Source organism: Lactiplantibacillus herbarum, assembly GCF_001039045.1.
Classification (GTDB): domain Bacteria; phylum Bacillota; class Bacilli; order Lactobacillales; family Lactobacillaceae; genus Lactiplantibacillus; species Lactiplantibacillus herbarum.
In genome coordinates this window covers 90647-109725 of the sequence record NZ_LFEE01000022.1, presented here as the reverse complement: position 1 = coordinate 109725, position 19079 = coordinate 90647, and the positions used below count along the sequence as shown (strand labels likewise).

The following is a 19079-nucleotide window of genomic DNA, read 5'->3' as shown; positions in this document are numbered from 1 at the left end:
CACAAAGAGTAATATAGCACGTTTACCCGTTATTAGTCAATATGAGTGGTGAGAATTGCAACAAATTCTGCTAATTCCGCTTCCTCTTCCGCGCTAAAACGGTCGAGAACGGGGGAGTCGACGTCGAGGACACCAATTTGATGACCATTCTTAGTAATCGGAATTACAACTTCAGCGTTGCTGGCACTGTCGCAGGCGATGTGGCCTGGAAATTGGTGAACGTCAGCGATTCGCTGATTACTTTGGGTTTCAAAGGCCGTCCCAACGACGCCGGCGCCAATCTTGATGTGCATGCAGGCGACTTTACCTTGAAAGGGTCCAAGATCAAGTTCACCAGTTGTATCATTATATAAGTAGAAGCCGGCCCAATTTAGATCGGTATAAGTACTGTTGAGTAGGGCGCTAGCATTTGAGAGATTAGCGACTAGGTTAGTTTCTTCGAAAAGTAACGCGTCAAGCTGCTGGTTCATGAGTGAAGTTGCGGTGTTTGCCATAGAAAATCCTCCTTGAAAGTTAACAAATTCATACTGTCTGATAGTTATGTGTATGTTATAATTTAAGATAGATTTTAATTGGATTTTCAGAAAAAAGCAAGGTTACGGTTCATCAGGGTGAGGCGCAACGGCAATTAAAACGGAATAAAATTAATGTAAGGGGTATTCGTATGCAAGTAGCAATCGGCATTGTGGTGGTTGCGATTATCATTTACGCGGCGGTCAAAGGCTTTCAAATGTACATTGATAAGCAAGTCCGCCAACTGACAGTGCGCCAGCAAGCGTTAACGAAACAATCACAGACAACAGATTTTGAAAAAATTGAACAACTGGGATTAACGGGTGGCTCGCAGGTTAAGTTGGCGGCGCTACAAGAAGCTGATCAGGCCATTCAAGACGACCAGCTACCAGCCATTGATGAACAGTTAACGGCGATCAATGCGCAAGCCCGGAGCGTTAAGTTCTTGGATGCTCAACAAAATTTAAAAAAAGCAGCAGCAGCCTTGGATGCGATTGAACAGCAACAAGCTGACATTCGTGAAGGGTTGCAAGCATTGGATGATGCCGATGAAGCTCACCGACAAGCCGTTGCTAGCTTGGAAAAGAAATATCAGGATCTACGGAAGACGTTGTTGTCACAAAACTTCTCCTTTGGACCTAGTATTGATCCGTTAGAAGATCGCTTGGCTAACCTGGAAAATGACTTCGATCGTTTTTCGGAATTGGCAAAAGCAGGGGATCACGATGCCGCTGAACAAGTCTTAGACAAGTTGCGTCATGATACCAGTGCGTTGGAGATGGATATTGACCGGATCCCACCAATTTACAAGGATCTTGTCAGTGGCTTTCCAGATCAGATTGCTGAACTAGCCAGTGGCTACCGGCAATTAGTGGCACAGAACTATCACTTTGAAATTGATTCGATTGACCCAGAGCTAACGGCGTTGAAGCAAGCAATTGCTGACAACACGGCATTACTCGGTGAGTTGAAAGTTTCAGATGCTGAGAATGGTAATCATGCAATCGCAAAACGAATTGACCACTTATACGATGTGATGCAGGTTGAAATTGATGCCAAGGCAGTTGTCGATGAACAACAAGATGCCATCAGCAAGTTCTTGACGCACGCGATGAATCAAAACCATCACTTACAGATTGAATTAGATCGGTTAGCTCAGAGTTACACGCTGAATAACCAAGAAGTTGAACGGACGCGCGAATTAAATGAACAATTGAAAAATATTGAAGCCATTTATCAAGCGGACACCACGGCGATTACGACTAAGCAAGCTGTTTACAGTCAAATTGCAGCTCACTTTAAAGAACAGGATGAGCAGCTAAAAGGCATTGAAGAAGAACAGGTTGCCATTAATGACGGCGTTGCAGAGTTAACGGCGGAAGAATCTAAAGCACACGATACGTTGCAACGGTTTGACTTTGAAATCCATGCCATTAAGCGGCAGGTTGAAAACTTGAATTTGCCTGGGTTACCTAAGGATTACTTGGACTACTTCAAAGTGGTTTCTAAAGAAATCGAACGGTTGGATCATGACATCAACAAGTTAGTGATCAACATGGACGATATCACGAAGCAACTGATCGTGATTCAGGCTGACATGGCAACCTTGCGTGAAAAGACTGATGACTTAACGGATGCGGCAACGATGGCTGAGCAATTATTGCAATATGCTAACCGTTATAAGACTAATCATGAGGAAGTACAGGAAGCTAGTGTGGAAGCACAGCGCTTGTTCAACGAAGCTCATAATTATGCTCAGAGTTTAGAGGTCATTGCCACGGCAATCGATAAGGTTGACGCGGGAGCTTATAAACGGATTGAAGACAGTTATTATGCGAATAAGCAGTCGGAACGGACGGAGACGGAAGAAAAGTAAGAGTGGGACAGCAGGCGGTTAGGAACCGAGCATAGCCTAGCAATCCTTAATGATTGTGAACTTTCAATCGTTTCTTTATGCAACAGAGTGGAGGTTTCTACCTGCTGGCGCACGTTTCGACCCTCGACATCTCACCGACTATAACAAGATAAACCCAAGCTTGGATTTTTGATCCAAGCTTTTTATATGCTGTGAATAAACTTAGTGAATCAGTTCGTAAAAAGAGTGTTGAAATCCTGGCTTTGAAACCTGGACCCTTGTTTCAACATGAATATTTGGTATAATTGCAAAGAATTCTTATCGAAAGTAAGTGCTCAGCACGACTTTGTTAGAAAGTGAAGGCTTAAAAATGATTTATTTTGATAATAGTGCAACGACCCAAGCGGCACCCGCCGTACTGGAGACGTATACGAAGGTTTCACAACAGATCTGGGGTAACCCATCTAGTTTGCATAATTTTGGTGAAACGGCTTTTCATCTATTGGAACAGTCGCGACAACAGATTGCGAGTTTAATTGGCGCACAAGCAAGCGAAATCTTCTTTACTTCCGGTGGTACGGAAGGGGATAACTGGGTGCTAAAGGGCACGGCCATTGAAAAACGAGCCTTTGGTAAGCATCTGATTACCACGGCTGTTGAACATCCAGCCATCCATAACTCAATGGAACAGTTAAAAGAATTGGGTTATGAAGTGACTTACTTACCCGTCGATAAAGAGGGGCGGATCAACGTTGAAGACCTCAAGGCAGCCATTCGACCAGATACGATTCTGGTGTCAACGATGGCCGTTAATAACGAAATTGGTACGGTTCAGCCGTTATTAGAAGTGGCGGACGTCCTCAAGGATTATCCGAAGATTCACTTCCATATTGATGCAGTCCAAGGTATTGGCAAAGGTATTCAGGACATGATCATGAATGACCGGGTCGATTTTGTAACCTTCTCTGGGCACAAATTCCATGCGCCCCGCGGTGTCGGCTTCATTTATGCGCGTCATAATCGTAAATTGGCACCGTTGATGAATGGTGGTGGTCAAGAGAGTAACTGGCGTTCAGGGACTGAAAATGTCCCCGCTATTGCTGGATTGGCCAAAGCATTACGGTTATTGTTAACGGATGAAGATCAAAAAGTGGCTCGTGAACGTGCGATTAAGCAACGAATCTATGAGCACATCAAGACTTTCCCTAAGGTGACGATCTTTAGTCAACCAACGGATGGTTTTGCACCGCACATCCTCTGTTTTACGATCAATGGTGTCCGTGGCGAGACGATCGTGCACGCATTTGAAGATCAGGATGTTTATATCTCGACAACTAGTGCTTGCTCATCGAAGAAGCACATGGCATCGAGCACGTTAATGGCTATGCATGTGCCTGAAAAGGTGGCAACCAGTGCTATTCGAATCAGTTTAGATGAAAATAACACGTTGGCGGAAGCTGACCAGTTTATCAAAGTCTTCGATCAACTCTATAAAAAATTCTCGAAGATCAACGCAGATTCATAAATAGAAAGGAATTTAGTCATGCAATACACTGAAATTATGGTGCGTTACGGTGAATTATCGACCAAGGGAAAGAACAAGCGTAACTTTATCGATAGTTTAGGCCGCAACGTCCGCAAAGCTTTGCACGATTTCCCAAAACTAGAAACTCACGCTAACCGAGATCGGTTACACATCATGTTGAATGGTGAGGATGCCGACAAGGTGATGGCTCGTTTGAAGCTAGTCTTTGGGATTCAAAACTTCTCCCCAAGTATTCGCGTGGAACCAGATATGGATGCAGTCTACGAAACAGCGATTGCTATGATCAAAGCGCAGTTCAAACCTGGAATGACTTTTAAGGTTTATACGCGCCGCTCAGATCACCAATTTGTCTACGACACGAACCAGCTCAATCAGATGGTTGGGGGTCAGATTTTTGATAACGTTGAGGGCATCAAGGTTCAGATGAAGAACCCCGATGTTGTGCTCCGTGTAGAAGTACGTACGAACGGTATCTTCCTATCATCAGAAACGATTCAGGGTGCCGGTGGTTTACCAGTTGGTACGGCCGGTAAAGGGATGCTGATGCTTTCTGGTGGGATCGACTCACCAGTTGCCGGTTACCTCGGCATGAAGCGTGGCGTTAACATGGAAATGGTGCACTTCTTCAGTCCACCATATACGAGTGAACAAGCCTTAGCCAAAGCCAAACAACTTGCTTCAACGTTAGCTAGTTATTCGGGTAGTGTTAAGTTCATTCAGATTCCATTCACCGAAATCCAAGAAGAAATCAAAGAAAAAGTGCCAGAAGGTTATCTGATGACTGTTCAACGGCGCTTGATGATGCGTTTAATGGATGCTATCACCCGCGAACGTCATGGTAAAGCTATCTTTAATGGTGAATCATTAGGGCAAGTTGCGTCACAGACGATGGACAGTATGATTGCTATCAATGACGTAACGACTTTACCTGTCTTACGGCCAGTTATTTCGATGGATAAGACCGAAATTATCAAGGTTGCGGAAGATATTGATACGTACAACTTATCGATCATGCCATTCGAAGATTGCTGTACAATCTTTGCACCACCCGCACCAAAGACTCATCCTCGATTGGACCGTTCACAGGCTTACGAAGAACGGATCGACGTTGAAGGCTTAATGGCTCGGGCTTTAGCTGGAGTTGAAATCAGTGAAATCAAGCCTGGCGAAAACTACATGAACCAACAAGAAGATGTTTTTGCTGAATTACTGTAATTCGCGTTGGTACTAATTTTAGTTAAATAAACAGTCTAAACTCACTCTAGTTTGAAACTAGGGTGAGTTTTTTTGTTGAGTTGAAATTAATCACTACTTTCGCCTCCGGTGGTCCGTACTAGCTCAGCTGTGGGGACCGGCCCAAGCCTGAGAAGCGGTCTTGGACCTCGACTTGATTCTTAGCACAGTTCGCTAATAATCAAGATCGTCCGTGGCCTAACTCCGGCAAACCACCGTACTAACGTCACCTTCACAGCACCGCTAGTACGGACCACCTCTGACTAGATTGATCGATACTATGATGATTCTAGCTAATTTCGATCTTTATTAAGCAAAAAATAGGAAAGTAGTATCAGTGTTTGAGTTGGATTTAAGCGGAGTCAGCCGGGGAAACGTACCATGAAGGCAATCTCAGGTGGTGTTTTTGGCCGCCTGAGATTGCGGGACGTCTTTTGAGACTTGCATTTTAGGCTCAAAAGCGAGGACCCAGACCGCACTTTGGCTGGGACCGGTCCCCATGGCATGTTTTCCTGGCTGGCGAAGCGGTGAATTAAGTACGGATAATGATTTAGAAAATGCAGTTGTTCGTAACTGTTCTGTCACTTACGACTTTGGTTAATAGTTATTTCTGAGTCTAAGTATGATAGCGGTCGCTAGTTTAGGCGCCAGTAAATAAAAAACTTCAAAATTGCGGTAATATCATTTGCGAGTCACCGGAATTTGCGGTAAATTTGAAGCATACTAGTTCTATCCAAAATTGAGGATGACAATCAGTTATCGAAGGGGTGTTTGATGTGCAAGTATTATTTCATGACCAAGTGTTAGATTTAGTTGGCGAACCATTAGAAGATGGTGCACAGTTACCAAAATTTAAGTTTTTTACCACCCATGATAAGAAGATTAAGACTAAGGACTTGCTGGGCAAACCGGTACTATTCAGTGTAATGCCGGATATTGATACCCGGGTTTGCTCAATTCAGACCAAGAAGTTTAATCAACAGGCTGATAAATATCCTCATATTCAATTCTTAGCCGTTTCTAACAACTCAGCAGCGGACCAAGCCGGCTGGTGTGCTAAGGAAGGCGTTAAGAACTTAACGGTTGTTTCAGACGAAGAACTGTCCTTTGGTTACGCAACTAACTTGTACTTACCAAATAACGGGACTTTGACGCGTGCAATCTACGTGGCGGATGCTGAAGGCAAGATCGTTTATCATGAAATCGTGCCAGATGTTAGTCATGAACCTAACTACGTGGCAGCGCTTGACGCGTTAAAACAATTTGAATAAAGATTGACGATAGACTAAAAATTCATTACAATAGTGTCAATTAGCAATGAACAAGCGAGTAAGCATTCGCTAGCGTTTACAGGAAGAAAACGGGACTGAGAAGTTTTCGACGCGCGGGTGATGAAAGTAACTTGTGAGCTGTTATTCTGAACTGGGTTTTAGGTAGGAATAACCGGACGGGATACACCGTTCGTTAACAACGATGTTTAAGTTGTAAGGTAATCGTGATGGTTACCTTAAAATTAGGTGGTACCGCGAAGTCGCTTCGTCCTAGTAATCAGGATGAAACGGCTTTTTTAGTGCCTAAAAACGAGAGGACGTGCCCCAATGACAGAAGAACTAACGACTGATATGCCAACCAAATATGACCCCACCGCTGTTGAAGCTGGGCGTTACCAAACTTGGTTAGACCAAGATCTATTCAAGCCTTCGGGCGACAAAAAAGCAAAGCCTTATTCAATCGTATTACCTCCACCAAATGTAACGGGTAAGTTGCACTTAGGCCATGCTTGGGATACAACGCTTCAAGATATTATTATTCGTCAGAAGCGGATGCAAGGGTTTGATACGCTCTGGGTTCCCGGGATGGACCATGCTGGGATCGCAACTCAAGCTAAAGTTGAAGCTAAGTTACGTGAACAAGGCGTGAGTCGTTACGACCTCGGCCGTGATAAGTTTATTCAACAAGTTTGGGATTGGAAAGACGAATACGCTTCAATCATCAAACAACAGTGGGCTAAGATGGGCCTTTCAATGGACTATTCACGTGAACGTTTCACGATGGATGACGGTCTATCAGACGCTGTTAAGAAGGTCTTCGTTGATTTATACAACAAGGGCTTGATCTACCGTGGCGAATACATCATTAACTGGGATCCACAGGCACGGACGGCCTTATCCGATATTGAAGTGATTCATAAGGATGACAAGGGTGCGTTCTACCACGTCAAATACCCATTTGCAGATAAGAACGTGACCTTTGAAGGCAAACACTACATCGAAATTGCAACGACTCGTCCTGAAACCATGATGGGTGATACAGCAGTTGCCGTTCACCCAAGTGACGAACGTTACAAGGAATTAGTTGGTCAAAAGGTCATCTTGCCTTTAGCTGATCGCGAAATTCCAATTATTGCCGATCAATACGTTGACCCTGAATTTGGGACTGGGATGGTTAAGATTACCCCTGCCCATGACCCTAATGACTTCCAAGTTGGTAATCGTCATGACTTGGAACGAATCAACACGATGAACGAAGACGCTTCAATGAATGCCAATGCCGGTAAGTACGAAGGTATGGACCGTTTTGACGCTCGTAAAGCCATGGTCAAAGATTTGGAAGACTTGGACTTAATGATCAAGATCGATCCAATCGTCCACAGTGTTGGGCATTCGGAACGGACAGATGTTCAAGTAGAAGCCCGCTTATCAACACAGTGGTTCGTTAAGATGAAGCCACTCGCTGAACAAGCGTTGAAGAACCAAACTAGCGATGACGCTGTTAACTTTATTCCTAAGCGTTTTGAAGATGCCTTCCAACAATGGATGGAAAACATTCATGACTGGGTTATCTCACGTCAACTCTGGTGGGGACACCGAATTCCAGCCTGGTACAGCAAGACGACCGGTGAAACTTATGTCGGTGTTGATGAACCTAAAGACCTTGAAAATTGGGAACAAGATGAAGATGTTTTGGATACTTGGTTCTCGAGTGCCTTATGGCCATTTTCAACGATGGGTTGGCCTGATGAAAATTCAGAAGATTTCCAACGTTACTTCCCAACTAGTACTTTAGTAACGGGTTACGACATCCTCCCATTCTGGGTATCACGGATGATCTTCCAAAGTCTTGAATTTACGGGTCGCCGTCCGTTTAAGAATGTCTTATTACACGGTTTGATTCGTGATGAACACGGTATTAAGATGAGTAAGTCACTCGGTAACGGGATTGATCCAATGGACGTCATTAGTAAGTATGGTGCCGATGCCTTACGTTGGTTCTTATCAAACGGTTCAACAGCTGGACAAGACGTTCGTTTCAGTTACACGAAGATGGACGCTGCCTGGAACTTTATCAACAAGATTTGGAATGCTAGCCGTTACGTGATTATGAACTTAGGTGAGATGTCAGAACCAACTTTACCAGCGCAGTCTGAATGGACATTAGCTGACAAGTGGATCCTGAGTCGCTTAAACGAAACGGTTAAACAAGTGACAACGACCTTCGACAAGTTTGACTTCGGTGAAGCTGGTCGCTCGCTCTATAACTTTATCTGGAACGATTTCTGTGACTGGTATATTGAAATGAGTAAGGAAGTCTTAACTGGTGATGACGAACGGGCCAAAGAGAATACGCAAAACGTCTTAGCTTACGTGCTTGATCAGATTTTACGGTTACTTCACCCAATCATGCCATTCGTTACTGAAAAGATCTGGTTATCAATGCCTCACGTTGGCGAATCATTAGTAGTTGCTGCTTATCCAGTTGATCACCCAGAATTTGATGATCAGACTGCAGAAAGCGATATGGCATCGTTAATCGAATTGATTACGGCCGTTCGGAGCATTCGGGCAGAAGCTAACGCTAAGATGACGTCGACAGTTGATCTCTTGATCAAGACGGACAACCAACGTTTACAATCAGTGTTCAAAGCGAATGAAGATTACATTCAACGTTTTGCACATCCAAAGACGTTATCAATCGGGGCAGATGTTACGGCACCTACCTTGGCTATGACGCAAATGATTAGTGACGCTGAAGTTTACGTTCCGTTGGCTGAATTAGTCGACTTAAACGAAGAAATCAAGAAGCTTGAAAAAGAACAAGCTAAGTTTGAAAGCGAAGTAACGCGGGCCACTAAGAAGCTTGGTAACGAACGATTTGTTGCCAGTGCCCCTGAAGCCGTAGTTGCTAGCGAAAAAGAAAAATTAGCTGATAACGAAACGAAGTTAGCAGCAACTAAGCAACGGTTGATCGATATTAAGAAAGCCCAAGCTTAAGTTTGACTGGTCTACGCGTCACGATTCTGTGGGCGCGTAGACCTTTTTATTTAATTGATTGAAAGAGGGACACAGCGATGACAGACTATGAAGCAGCTTTGGCCTTTATTCACGGCCGGACTAAGTTCAAAAAAGCACCCACATTAACGCGGATGCGGCGATTCTTAAGTGATTTAGGTGATCCTCAGCTAAAGGTGCAGGGCATTCACGTTGCGGGTACTAACGGAAAAGGTTCTACCGTCGCTAATTTACGGGACCTATTCATGGCGGACGGCATGACTGTGGGAACCTACACGTCACCGTTCATTGTCCGGTTCAACGAGCGTATCAGTGTCGATGGCGAACCCATCAGTGATGAAAATCTCGTTGCGTTAGTGAAGCAGGTTCAACCAGTTGTCGCCGAGTTGGATGCAACTTTGCCAACTGGTGGACCGACCGAGTTTGAAATCATTACGGCGATGATGTTCTTGTACTTTGCGAGCCAATCCATTGATATTGCGATTATCGAGGTTGGGTTGGGTGGTTTGTATGACTCAACCAACGTGTGGACGCCAAAAGTCAGTGCAATTACGACGATTGGTTATGATCACATGCATATCTTGGGCGACACGTTGACGGCGATTGCCACGCAAAAGGCTGGTATCATCAAGCCAGATGTTCCAGTAGTCGTCGGTGAGTTACCAGCAGAGGCTCAGGCGGTGATGGTAGCAACTGCGACAGAACAGCACGCGCGGTTACAGACATTAGGCGTCGACTTTACGACTAAACTCCTACCACCTCAAGGCTGGGAAGAACGTTTTAACTATGATGGTGAGGCCCACTTTAAGGACTTGACGACCCCATTATTGGGAGATTATCAAGTAGCTAACGCGGCAGTAGCACTGACGGCCTATCTGACGTACCATCAACAAACGGAGGCACCGGTACTTGCTAAGGACGTCAAAAAGGCGTTAGCCAACGTGCGCTGGCCGGGCAGACTAGAGCGTGTGAACCAAGAACCATTGATTATGATTGACGGGGCCCACAATGAGCCAGCGATGCTAGAATTAGCAACGACTTTGAAAGAGCGTTTTGGTCAGCAGATGGTTTACGTTATCTTTGCGGTGCTAGCGGACAAACAACACCAACAGATGATTCAGACGTTAGGGGCCTTGCCCAACGTGCGCTTGTTACTCACCCAGTTTGCTGGGCCTAGTACTCAGCGTCAGGCGACTGATCCAGAAATGTTGGCCGCTGAAATGCCAAATGGTCGTGACGCCGAAGTTTTTGATAACTGGCAGGCGGCATTAATGCAGGCGACTCAGGAGATGTCAGATGAAGACGTCCTACTATTGACCGGTTCACTGTACTTTATCTCGGATGTGCGCGCTTATTTCAAAGGTGAAACTGACGATTAAGGCGGCATTCTAAAACGAGCCGTTGTTTTCGCCTCCGGTGGTCAATGCTAAATCAGCTGTGGGACCGGGTTAAGCCTGAGAAGCGGTCTAACCCTCGCTTTGGTCATCGACAAAGGTCGTCAATGATCAAAGACGTCCGTGGTGTAATCCCGGCAAAATGCACCGGAATAACGCCACCTTCACAGCACCGCTAGCATTGACTATCTCCGGCTAGATTGGTTGACTCAGTAATTGTTAATTGAGTTCTTAATTAGGAAAACGTGAGTGAACTAAGAAGCTAACATTGAAGTTGAGTTTGAGCGGAGCCGGCCGAGGGAATATGCCATGAAGGCAATCTTAGATGGCGTCCTTTGCCGTCTTAGATTGCGGGACGTCTTTTGAGGCTTGACCTTTAGGCTCAAAAGCGAGGTTCCAGACCGTATTATGGCTGGAACCGTGCCGCATGGCATATTTCCTCGGCTGGCGGAGCGGCGAATTAAGTGTCCACGTTTGTAACGAAACTAATTTTAGTAGCAAGTAAAAAATGGTAGCCTGCGTTGCTTGCGAAACTATCCTGTAGAAGGGGTGGTTTTAATGACAACGTTGAGTGAACGAAATCTACCAGTGACGCAAATTCATGATTTGATTGAACAGTACTTTGCAACGTTCTTATCCGCATCAGCGGTAACTCAGACTGTTCATAAATTTGAGCAACAGTTTCCACCAGGGCAAGCAGTAAGCTGGCTTAAACAGACGACGAGTGACCCGTTGTGGAATGGGTTACTGATTGCGTTGCAATGTGGTCAACTGCTTCCACATCCAAGTCGACTTGTCTTAGGACAGGTTTATGGTAGCCAGCAGATTGGCGCGGTTTTAGCGCAGGATTTTGCTGATTTGGAACAGGAACAGCTGCAATTACTCTGCTTGGACACGAAGAACCAGATCATTAAGCGGCAGATTGTGTTTCAGGGGACGCTCAATAGTTGTCCCGCACATCCGCGGGAAATCTTTCAAGTAGCGCTCACCACGGCGACTGCTCGAATCGTGATTGCACATAATCATCCTAGTGGCGATGTGAAACCGTCAGAAAAGGACATTGAGTTTACTAAACGCCTTCAGTTAGCTGGTGAAGTGATTGGAATTCCGTTGTTGGACAGTTTTGTCGTGGGTGTAAACGATTACTTCAGTTTTGCAGAGCATGGATTGCTAAATTGTAATACGGATTCGTAATAGAATGTGGTAAAATAACGGGGTTAGGACTGATAAATCAATCAGCCTGATCGCGTTATTTTTGTTAAATTTTATCTAAGTTAGATAGTGGGACAGTATTTTTCGCTAAATTACGGTATGCTAGAATTCAGGCAGTACTTTTTAAGGACTGTGCGATTATGCTATAATACTTACTATTATGACTAATAAAAAATTAAATTTGTAATTGATGAAGGGATGAATGTAGTGTTCGGATTTGGGACAAAGAATATCGGGATTGATCTCGGTACGGCCAACACAATTGTATACGTTGACGGCAAGGGCATCGTATTGCGGGAACCATCCGTAGTTGCGAAGAACACGAAGACCGGGGAGATTGTTTCCGTCGGTTCTGAAGCACGGGATATGATTGGGAGAACTCCAGCAAGTATTGTGGCAATTCGACCAATGAAAGACGGTGTAATTGCTGACTACGATACCACTGTAGCCATGATGAAATATTTTATTCAAAAGACCTTAGGACGCTCAAATGGCAAACCTTACGTTATGGTTTGTGTGCCAAGTGGTGTTACTGAAGTTGAGAAGCGTGCTGTGATCGATGCAACGCGGGTTGCTGGTGCACGTGATGCTTACGTAATCGAAGAACCATTTGCTGCTGCAATTGGTGCTGGGTTACCAGTCATGGATCCAACTGGGAGTATGGTCGTTGATATTGGTGGTGGTACTACCGATGTTGCGACGATTTCACTCGGTGGGATCGTTTCAAGCCGTTCGATTCGAATGGCCGGTGATAAGATTGATGATTCGATTATTTATCACGTTCGTCAGAAGTTTAACCTTTTAATTGGTGAACGTACGGCGGAACAATTAAAAATTGATTGTGGCTCTGCTTCCTTAGAAGCTGCTGAAGAACTTGAAGGCTCGACCATTCGTGGACGTGACCTCTTATCCGGGTTACCAAAAACGGTTGATATTTCAGCAGTTGATGTTGCTGAAGCGATTCAAGAAATTGTTTCAGAAATGATTTCTGCCATTAAGGAAACTTTGGAAGAAACTTCTCCAGAAATTGCTTCTGATGTTATTGACCACGGGATCGTCTTAACCGGTGGTGGTGCCTTACTGAAGAATCTTTCTGAAGTGATTGCGGATGAAACGAAAGTACCAGTTTTCATCGCTAACGAACCCCTTGACTGTGTTGCAGTTGGGACGGGCGAATCACTTAAGAGCATCGACGTTATGAAAAAGCGATAACAGGTGAGCGGGAAGATCTCTTCCCGCTTATTTATTGTTATAACATTGAATTTTCGACCGGGGGTTCATTATGCAAAAGTTTTTCTCTAACCGTAAACTAGTGATCGTCATCATTGTCTTGATTATTAGTGTCGGCTTGATGAGTGTCTCAGTAGCAATTCGTGACAAGAAGTCGACGCCACCACTGATTCAGCAATTTGGGAATGATGTGGCTGGGGCGGTCGATCGGGTGATTGCATTGCCTGTCAATGGCTTACAAAGTGCCACGAATTCAGTTTCTGATTTATTGAACACTTATCAAGAAAATCAAAAATTAAAGAAACAAGTTGATCAATTAGCACAAGCTAAGGTTACTGCACAGACAACGAGTGCGGAAAACAAGCAGTTGCGCAAACAATTGAAGTTGAATGAATCGTTATCTGATTACACTGCCGTAACGGCTAATGTTTTGACGCGGACACCTTCTTCATGGATGAACCAGTTGGTGATTTCTAAGGGTGCCACGGCTGGTGTGAAGAAGAATGCGCCAGTGATGTCTCAATCTGGGCTGATTGGCCGGGTCGTTGAAGTGAACCAAACGAATTCTAAGGTTGAATTGATTTCTAATACCAGTTCAACTTCAGATAAGTTTGCCATTCAAATCACGAACAGTGCTGGTAAGACGGTCAATGGGATCGTATCAGGCTATGACAAGAGTAGTAATTTGTTGACGATGGGTTCAGTAACGTCCAACGTTAAGATCAAGAAGGGTGACAAGGTTGTCACGAGTGGTTTAGGTGGTAATACACCTAAGGGCCTCTACGTGGGGACGGTTGCCACTGTTAAGCAGGATGATTATGGTTTGGCTTCTGAAGTTGAAATCACACCCGCAGCGGACTTGAGCGACTTAACGGTCGTGACGGTTGCTGAACAATAGGGGAGGTGCAACGATGCGTTACTCAAGATTAAAAATACTCTTCCCAATTGGGTTGTTTGTTGCACTTTTTTTGGACGGTGCGTTGTCCAATGTGTTTGCGGGTAAGCTATTTAGCTATCCGTACTCGAGTGTTTTACACTTGGTATTAATGTGGATTATATTTGCTGTCTTTTTAGATGATCGTGATGACTTATCAATTGGGATGTGGTCGTTTTTTGTAGGACTCGTGTTTGATTGGTACTATACCGGTATCTTCGGGGTCTACATGATTGGCTTGCCATTGATTGTCTATATCTGTCGGCAGATTAAACCGTGGTTGGATCAGAATTTCTTGACGTTACTGATGGTTTACATCATTAACCTCACGATTCTCGAAACCTTTACGTTTATCTGGTATTCGATGAGTCACGTCGCTTCTAGTACGGTGGCGGACTTCACAGTCTATACGCTGGGACCAACCATCGCCACGAACTTAGCGATTTTTGTGATTCTATATTATCCAATGCGGCGATTGTACCTCAGTGTTAATTAGTCGGCAGAAAGGAATTCTAACATGCAGCAAAATGTGGTTTTAAAAGCCAGTAGTGATGGTTATGAATTAATCTTGCGGCAAGAGGCTAGCTTTGATGACATTATGCTTGATCTAAAGGTCTTATTGGATCGGTTACAAGCAGATAATACGGCAGATAAACAGATTGCTTTTGATCTGGATACCGCGAGTCGCTTGTTAACTCCAGAGCAGAATCAAGAAGTCACTCAATTGGTGCAACGCTACCCGCTATTTAATATTCACAAGTTAACGGCGGACGTTATTTTAACGTCCGATGCGTTGGCTATGATTGACCGTGATACGGTTCATTTGGTTAACCAGATTATTCGCAATGGTCAAGTCGTAGAGGTTGCGGGGGATGTCTTATTCTTCGGTAAGGTTCACGAGGGGGGCGTCTTGCGGGCAACTGGGAGTATCTTTGTGATGGGAGAGATTAACGGGGCGCTTGAAGCCGGTTATCCTGATCATAATGATGCGGTCATTGTTAGTTCGCTAGCCACCGTTCCGCGTGTGCGGGTCGGTGAGATGTTAGAATTAGTTGACCTTGAAAAGATTGTTGAAGGTACTAACGTGGTTTATATTAATGATATTCAAACGTTGGACTATCAACCGCTGAACCAATTGAAACGGGTACGACCGAAGTTATTTACTCGAAATGGAGGACATATTTGATGGGAAAAGCAATTGTCATCACCTCTGGTAAGGGCGGGGTCGGTAAAACGACTACAACAGCCAATCTAGGGACGGCCCTTGCATTGATGGGCAAAAAAGTTTGTTTAGTCGATCTTGATATCGGTCTACGTAACTTAGACGTGATTTTAGGACTAGACAACCGTATTTTATATGATATTGTCGATGTCGTTGCGGGACGGGCACAGTTACGGCAAGCCTTAGTTAAGGACAAGCGTTTCGATGACCTACTGTTCCTCTTACCAGCTGCTCAGAACGCAGATAAGGATTCACTGAATCCTGATCAAGTACGAGCATTGGTGGAAGAATTGAAACCAGACTTTGACTACGTCTTATTGGATTGTCCTGCTGGGATCGAACGTGGCTTTATGAATGCCATTGCGGGTGCCGATGCAGCGATTATTGTCTCAACACCTGAAATTTCAGCTATTCGTGATGCTGACCGGGTTGTTGGGTTATTGGAACAATATCCATTAGCCGAATCACCTAAGCTAGTCATTAACCGAATTCGTCGTCGAATGATGCAAGATGGTGAAACAATGGATATTGATGAAATCACTCACCATCTATCGATTGATCTATTAGGGATTGTCTTCGATGATGACGCCGTTATTCGGACGTCGAACAATGGGGAACCGATCGTCTTAGATCCTAAGAATTCAGCGTCGCAAGGCTACCGTAACATTGCGCGCCGAATCGAAGGTGAAACGGTACCATTGATGAATATCGATGCACCTAAAGCAGGCGTTTGGTCACGAATTGCTGGGATTTTTCACCGAAACAAGTAAAAAAGACTTGACGTTGTGTTAATTAACGCTTATTATGAGTGCAACATTAAAAAACAGAGAACAGAAGAGTAGTTGTTGTAAGCTTGCCTAGCGAGTCGTCGGTGATGGAAAGACGATCAAGCGCAATAATGAACCACATCTGTGAGTTGGACGACTGAAGTTAGTAAGTTGTTCCGGTTGGCCTCGTTAGCGGCGGAGTTTAGTGATAAACTCGTTGAGATTGATTGCGCGAGCAATTGATGAACATGAGGTGGAACCGCGATTAAATCGTCCTCTTAAGCTACTGGCTTAAGGACGATTTTTTTATTATCACAAAACTCCCTGAGGTAATGACTGTGAGGTTATTACGAAGTGAGGTGGAACCACGGGTAAACCGTCCTCTTGAGATTAGTCTCAAGGGGACTTTTTTTGTGGCTGAAAACGGTGATCGTTATTAACGACACTGATTGTGAACTGTTAAATTCGGGAGGGAAAGCACATGCACTATATTTTAGAAATTTTGCCATCATTATTATCTGGTGCCGGTATGACACTAAAAATCTTTATTTGGACGTTGATCGGATCATTACCTTTAGGGTTAGTGGTTGGACTAGGATTAATGTCAAACATTAAACCATTACAGTGGTTACTGAACTTTTACGTTTGGTTGATGCGTGGAACACCGTTATTACTTCAATTGATCTTTGTCTTTTACGGTTTACCACTGATTGGGATTGTCTTCCCACGTTACTACGCCGCACTGTTTGCCTTTATTCTTAACTACGCCGCTTACTTTGCAGAAATCTTCCGTGGTGGTTTACAGTCAATCGACAGTGGTCAGTATGAAAGTGCCCGCGTACTACGTTTAAGTTATGTTCAAACGATTCGTAAGATCGTGATTCCACAAGTGATCAAAATCGTGTTACCATCCGTCGGTAATGAAGTCATCAACTTAGTTAAAGATTCTTCGTTAGTATACGTTATCGGTTTAGGCGACCTCTTACGTGCGGGGAACGTGGCTACGGCTCGTGATGTAACGTTGGTACCATTAGTGTTAGTTGCAGTGATCTACTTGCTACTAACAGCCGTAACGACGTTTATCCTTGGACGCATCGAAAAGCACTACAGCAGCTGGAAATAGGGAGGCAACAATATGTTAGAACTTAAAAATATTACTAAACAGTTTGGATCACGAACCATCATTAAAGATCTGAATTTGACGGTTAAAGATGGCGAAATCTTAAGTATTGTTGGCCCATCCGGTGCTGGTAAGACGACGTTACTTCGTTGTATCACGGGACTTGAAAAGGTCAATGCCGGTGAGTTTCTGGTAGATGGCAAGGCTTTTGATCCTTATACGAATCGCAGTAATGACAGTGTTATCGGGGTTGTCTTTCAAAATTTTGAATTGTTCCCAAACTTAACGGTGATGCAAAATATTACGTTGGCTCCAACGATGGTCTTAAAGCAGAGTGCCAATGAAGCTCAGGAACAAGCTCAAGTATTGTTAGACCGCCTTGATTTGACCGACCAGGCAGATCAATATCCATTCCAACTCTCTGGTGGTCAAAAGCAACGGGTCGCAATTGCCCGCGCGCTTGCTATGAAACCAAACGTTCTCTGCTATGACGAACCAACTTCTGCGTTAGATCCTAATTTACGTGAAGAAGTTGAAAAGTTGATTCTCGGCTTGAAGGCGGATGGGATGACACAGATCGTGGTTACCCATGATTTGACGTTTGCTGAAAATATTGCGGATGACATGTTCAAAGTTGAAACGAATAAGACGAAGTAGGGGGTGCTGAGATGAAGAAGAGGCTGATTTCACTGAGCATGATTATGATCATGCTACTAGGCTTAGCCAGCACCTTGAGTGGTTGTGGTCAGAGTGTGACAAAAAAAGCTGACACGCAGGATACGTGGGCTAAGATGAAGAAGCGCGGAACCGTTGTCGTTGGTTTAGACGACAGTTTTGTCCCAATGGGCTTCCGTGAAAAATCCGGTAAGTTAGTCGGTTATGATATTGATTTAGCCCGCGCTGTTTTCAAGCTGTATGGGATCAAAGTCAGCTTCCAAACGATTGACTGGTCGATGAATGCAACTGAATTACGTAACGGGACGATTGACTTGATCTGGAATGGTTATACCAAGAATCCAGAACGTGAAAAAGTCGTTGCATTCAGTAACACTTACCTTAAGAACAAACAGGTTTTAGTATCTTTAAAGAAGAATAACATCAATTCATTTAACGATATGACTGGTAAGACATTGGGTGTTCAATCTGGTTCATCGGGTTACGAATCATTAGAAAATAACCCCACGTTGTTAAAGAACAAGATTGCTAAGAAGACGCCAGTTCAGTACGATACTTTCAACAACGCCTTCTTAGACCTTAATGCAGGCCGGATTCAGGGTCTCTTGATTGATAGCGTCTACGCCAATTACTACATTAAACACGAATCTAATTCAGCGGATTATCACGAAACGCAAGGAACCTTTGAGTCAGAAGACTTTGCCGTTGGGATGCGTAAGGGTGATAAGACCATGCGCCGTAAGGTCAACGCTGGGTTGAAGACGCTTAAAGCGAACGGAACCTTAGCTAAGATCAATAAGAAATGGTTTGGTAATCAGAAGGTTGAAAATTAGTTCGTAACCACTGATTGAATCATTAAAAAGGCACCGCTCAGCACTGGTCGTTAACAGTGTTGGGCCGTGCCTTTTTAAGTGAAAAACTAATTACTTAATAAAAGTGTTGGTATAGTTCACTATTTTCGTCTCCGGTGGTCAGCACTAGCTCAGCTGTGGGGATCGGTGCAAGCCTGAGAAGCGGTCTTGCACCTCGACTTGGACCTTGTCACAATTCGCCAATGACCAAGGTCGTCCGTGGTGTAAGCTCAGCGGA

At 44.3% G+C, this 19079-nt stretch carries 16 protein-coding genes and 2 other annotated features; of the genes, 15 read left to right on the top strand and 1 reads right to left on the bottom strand.

Annotated elements, in window-relative coordinates:
• Nucleotides 1–32: 32 nt before the first annotated feature.
• On the bottom strand, nt 33–494 hold the full coding sequence (locus tag ACG95_RS08635) for a GAF domain-containing protein (protein ID WP_048000150.1): 462 nt from the start codon (nt 492–494) through the stop codon (nt 33–35).
• Between the two features lie 170 nt (nt 495–664).
• On the opposite strand from ACG95_RS08635, the gene ezrA reads away from it, so the two are divergent.
• From ezrA to ACG95_RS08560, 15 genes are all read left to right on the top strand, one after another.
• Nucleotides 665–2389, top strand: a complete 1725-nt coding sequence (gene ezrA, locus ACG95_RS08630; protein WP_048000149.1) for a septation ring formation regulator EzrA — start codon at nt 665–667, stop codon at nt 2387–2389.
• 349 nt (nt 2390–2738) lie between these two features.
• Nucleotides 2739–3893 carry a cysteine desulfurase family protein gene (locus tag ACG95_RS08625; protein WP_048000148.1) on the top strand — a complete coding sequence of 385 codons (1155 nt, stop codon included), beginning with the start codon at nt 2739–2741 and terminating at the stop codon, nt 3891–3893.
• 18 nt (nt 3894–3911) lie between these two features.
• Nucleotides 3912–5129, top strand: coding sequence for a tRNA uracil 4-sulfurtransferase ThiI (thiI, locus tag ACG95_RS08620; RefSeq protein ID WP_048000147.1), 1218 nt, complete (start codon nt 3912–3914; stop codon nt 5127–5129).
• Nucleotides 5130–5923: 794 nt separating this feature from the next.
• On the top strand, nt 5924–6418 hold the full coding sequence (locus ACG95_RS08615) for a peroxiredoxin (protein ID WP_048000146.1): 495 nt from the start codon (nt 5924–5926) through the stop codon (nt 6416–6418).
• A gap of 37 nt (nt 6419–6455) precedes the next feature.
• Nucleotides 6456–6694, top strand: a binding site (T-box leader).
• A gap of 51 nt (nt 6695–6745) precedes the next feature.
• Nucleotides 6746–9418 (top strand): valine--tRNA ligase, encoded by a 2673-nt coding sequence (locus ACG95_RS08610; protein WP_048000145.1) that lies wholly within the window; start codon nt 6746–6748, stop codon nt 9416–9418.
• A gap of 77 nt (nt 9419–9495) precedes the next feature.
• Nucleotides 9496–10815 (top strand): bifunctional folylpolyglutamate synthase/dihydrofolate synthase, encoded by a 1320-nt coding sequence (locus tag ACG95_RS08605; protein WP_048000144.1) that lies wholly within the window; start codon nt 9496–9498, stop codon nt 10813–10815.
• 573 nt (nt 10816–11388) lie between these two features.
• Entirely contained in the window at nt 11389–12024 is a 636-nt protein-coding gene (locus ACG95_RS08600) for a JAB domain-containing protein (RefSeq protein ID WP_048000143.1), read from the top strand.
• Between the two features lie 225 nt (nt 12025–12249).
• The gene (locus ACG95_RS08595; protein ID WP_048000142.1) at nt 12250–13254 is read left to right on the top strand and encodes a rod shape-determining protein; all 1005 of its coding nucleotides are present in this window, start codon (nt 12250–12252) and stop codon (nt 13252–13254) included.
• 70 nt (nt 13255–13324) lie between these two features.
• Nucleotides 13325–14170, top strand: a complete 846-nt coding sequence (mreC, locus tag ACG95_RS08590; RefSeq protein WP_048000141.1) for a rod shape-determining protein MreC — start codon at nt 13325–13327, stop codon at nt 14168–14170.
• 13 nt (nt 14171–14183) lie between these two features.
• Nucleotides 14184–14702: a rod shape-determining protein MreD gene (gene mreD, locus ACG95_RS08585; protein ID WP_048000140.1), complete on the top strand. Its 519-nt coding sequence runs from the start codon at nt 14184–14186 to the stop codon at nt 14700–14702.
• Between the two features lie 21 nt (nt 14703–14723).
• A complete protein-coding gene (locus ACG95_RS08580; protein WP_048000139.1) occupies nt 14724–15392 on the top strand; it encodes a septum site-determining protein MinC in 669 nt (222 codons plus the stop codon).
• Nucleotides 15392–16198 (top strand): septum site-determining protein MinD, encoded by an 807-nt coding sequence (gene minD, locus ACG95_RS08575; RefSeq protein WP_048000138.1) that lies wholly within the window; start codon nt 15392–15394, stop codon nt 16196–16198. The genes ACG95_RS08580 and minD overlap by 1 nt, the downstream gene beginning before the upstream one ends.
• Before the next feature lie 47 nt (nt 16199–16245).
• Nucleotides 16246–16476: a binding site (T-box leader), on the top strand.
• Between the two features lie 200 nt (nt 16477–16676).
• Nucleotides 16677–17318 (top strand): amino acid ABC transporter permease, encoded by a 642-nt coding sequence (locus ACG95_RS08570; protein WP_048000137.1) that lies wholly within the window; start codon nt 16677–16679, stop codon nt 17316–17318.
• A 12-nt stretch (nt 17319–17330) separates the two neighbouring features.
• Nucleotides 17331–17972 (top strand): amino acid ABC transporter ATP-binding protein, encoded by a 642-nt coding sequence (locus tag ACG95_RS08565; RefSeq protein ID WP_048000136.1) that lies wholly within the window; start codon nt 17331–17333, stop codon nt 17970–17972.
• A gap of 11 nt (nt 17973–17983) precedes the next feature.
• A complete protein-coding gene (locus ACG95_RS08560; protein ID WP_048000135.1) occupies nt 17984–18823 on the top strand; it encodes an amino acid ABC transporter substrate-binding protein in 840 nt (279 codons plus the stop codon).
• Nucleotides 18824–19079: the final 256 nt, after the last annotated feature.

Coding starts and splice junctions, on each gene's coding strand:
- ACG95_RS08560 (WP_048000135.1), top strand. CDS start 17,984: ATGAAGAAGAGGCTGATTTCACTGAGCATGATTATGATCATGCTACTA.
- ACG95_RS08600 (WP_048000143.1), top strand. CDS start 11,389: ATGACAACGTTGAGTGAACGAAATCTACCAGTGACGCAAATTCATGAT.
- ACG95_RS08635 (WP_048000150.1), bottom strand. CDS start 494: ATGGCAAACACCGCAACTTCACTCATGAACCAGCAGCTTGACGCGTTA.
- thiI (WP_048000147.1), top strand. CDS start 3,912: ATGCAATACACTGAAATTATGGTGCGTTACGGTGAATTATCGACCAAG.
- ACG95_RS08570 (WP_048000137.1), top strand. CDS start 16,677: ATGCACTATATTTTAGAAATTTTGCCATCATTATTATCTGGTGCCGGT.
- ACG95_RS08610 (WP_048000145.1), top strand. CDS start 6,746: ATGACAGAAGAACTAACGACTGATATGCCAACCAAATATGACCCCACC.
- ACG95_RS08565 (WP_048000136.1), top strand. CDS start 17,331: ATGTTAGAACTTAAAAATATTACTAAACAGTTTGGATCACGAACCATC.
- mreC (WP_048000141.1), top strand. CDS start 13,325: ATGCAAAAGTTTTTCTCTAACCGTAAACTAGTGATCGTCATCATTGTC.
- ACG95_RS08605 (WP_048000144.1), top strand. CDS start 9,496: ATGACAGACTATGAAGCAGCTTTGGCCTTTATTCACGGCCGGACTAAG.
- ACG95_RS08580 (WP_048000139.1), top strand. CDS start 14,724: ATGCAGCAAAATGTGGTTTTAAAAGCCAGTAGTGATGGTTATGAATTA.
- mreD (WP_048000140.1), top strand. CDS start 14,184: ATGCGTTACTCAAGATTAAAAATACTCTTCCCAATTGGGTTGTTTGTT.
- ezrA (WP_048000149.1), top strand. CDS start 665: ATGCAAGTAGCAATCGGCATTGTGGTGGTTGCGATTATCATTTACGCG.
- minD (WP_048000138.1), top strand. CDS start 15,392: ATGGGAAAAGCAATTGTCATCACCTCTGGTAAGGGCGGGGTCGGTAAA.
- ACG95_RS08625 (WP_048000148.1), top strand. CDS start 2,739: ATGATTTATTTTGATAATAGTGCAACGACCCAAGCGGCACCCGCCGTA.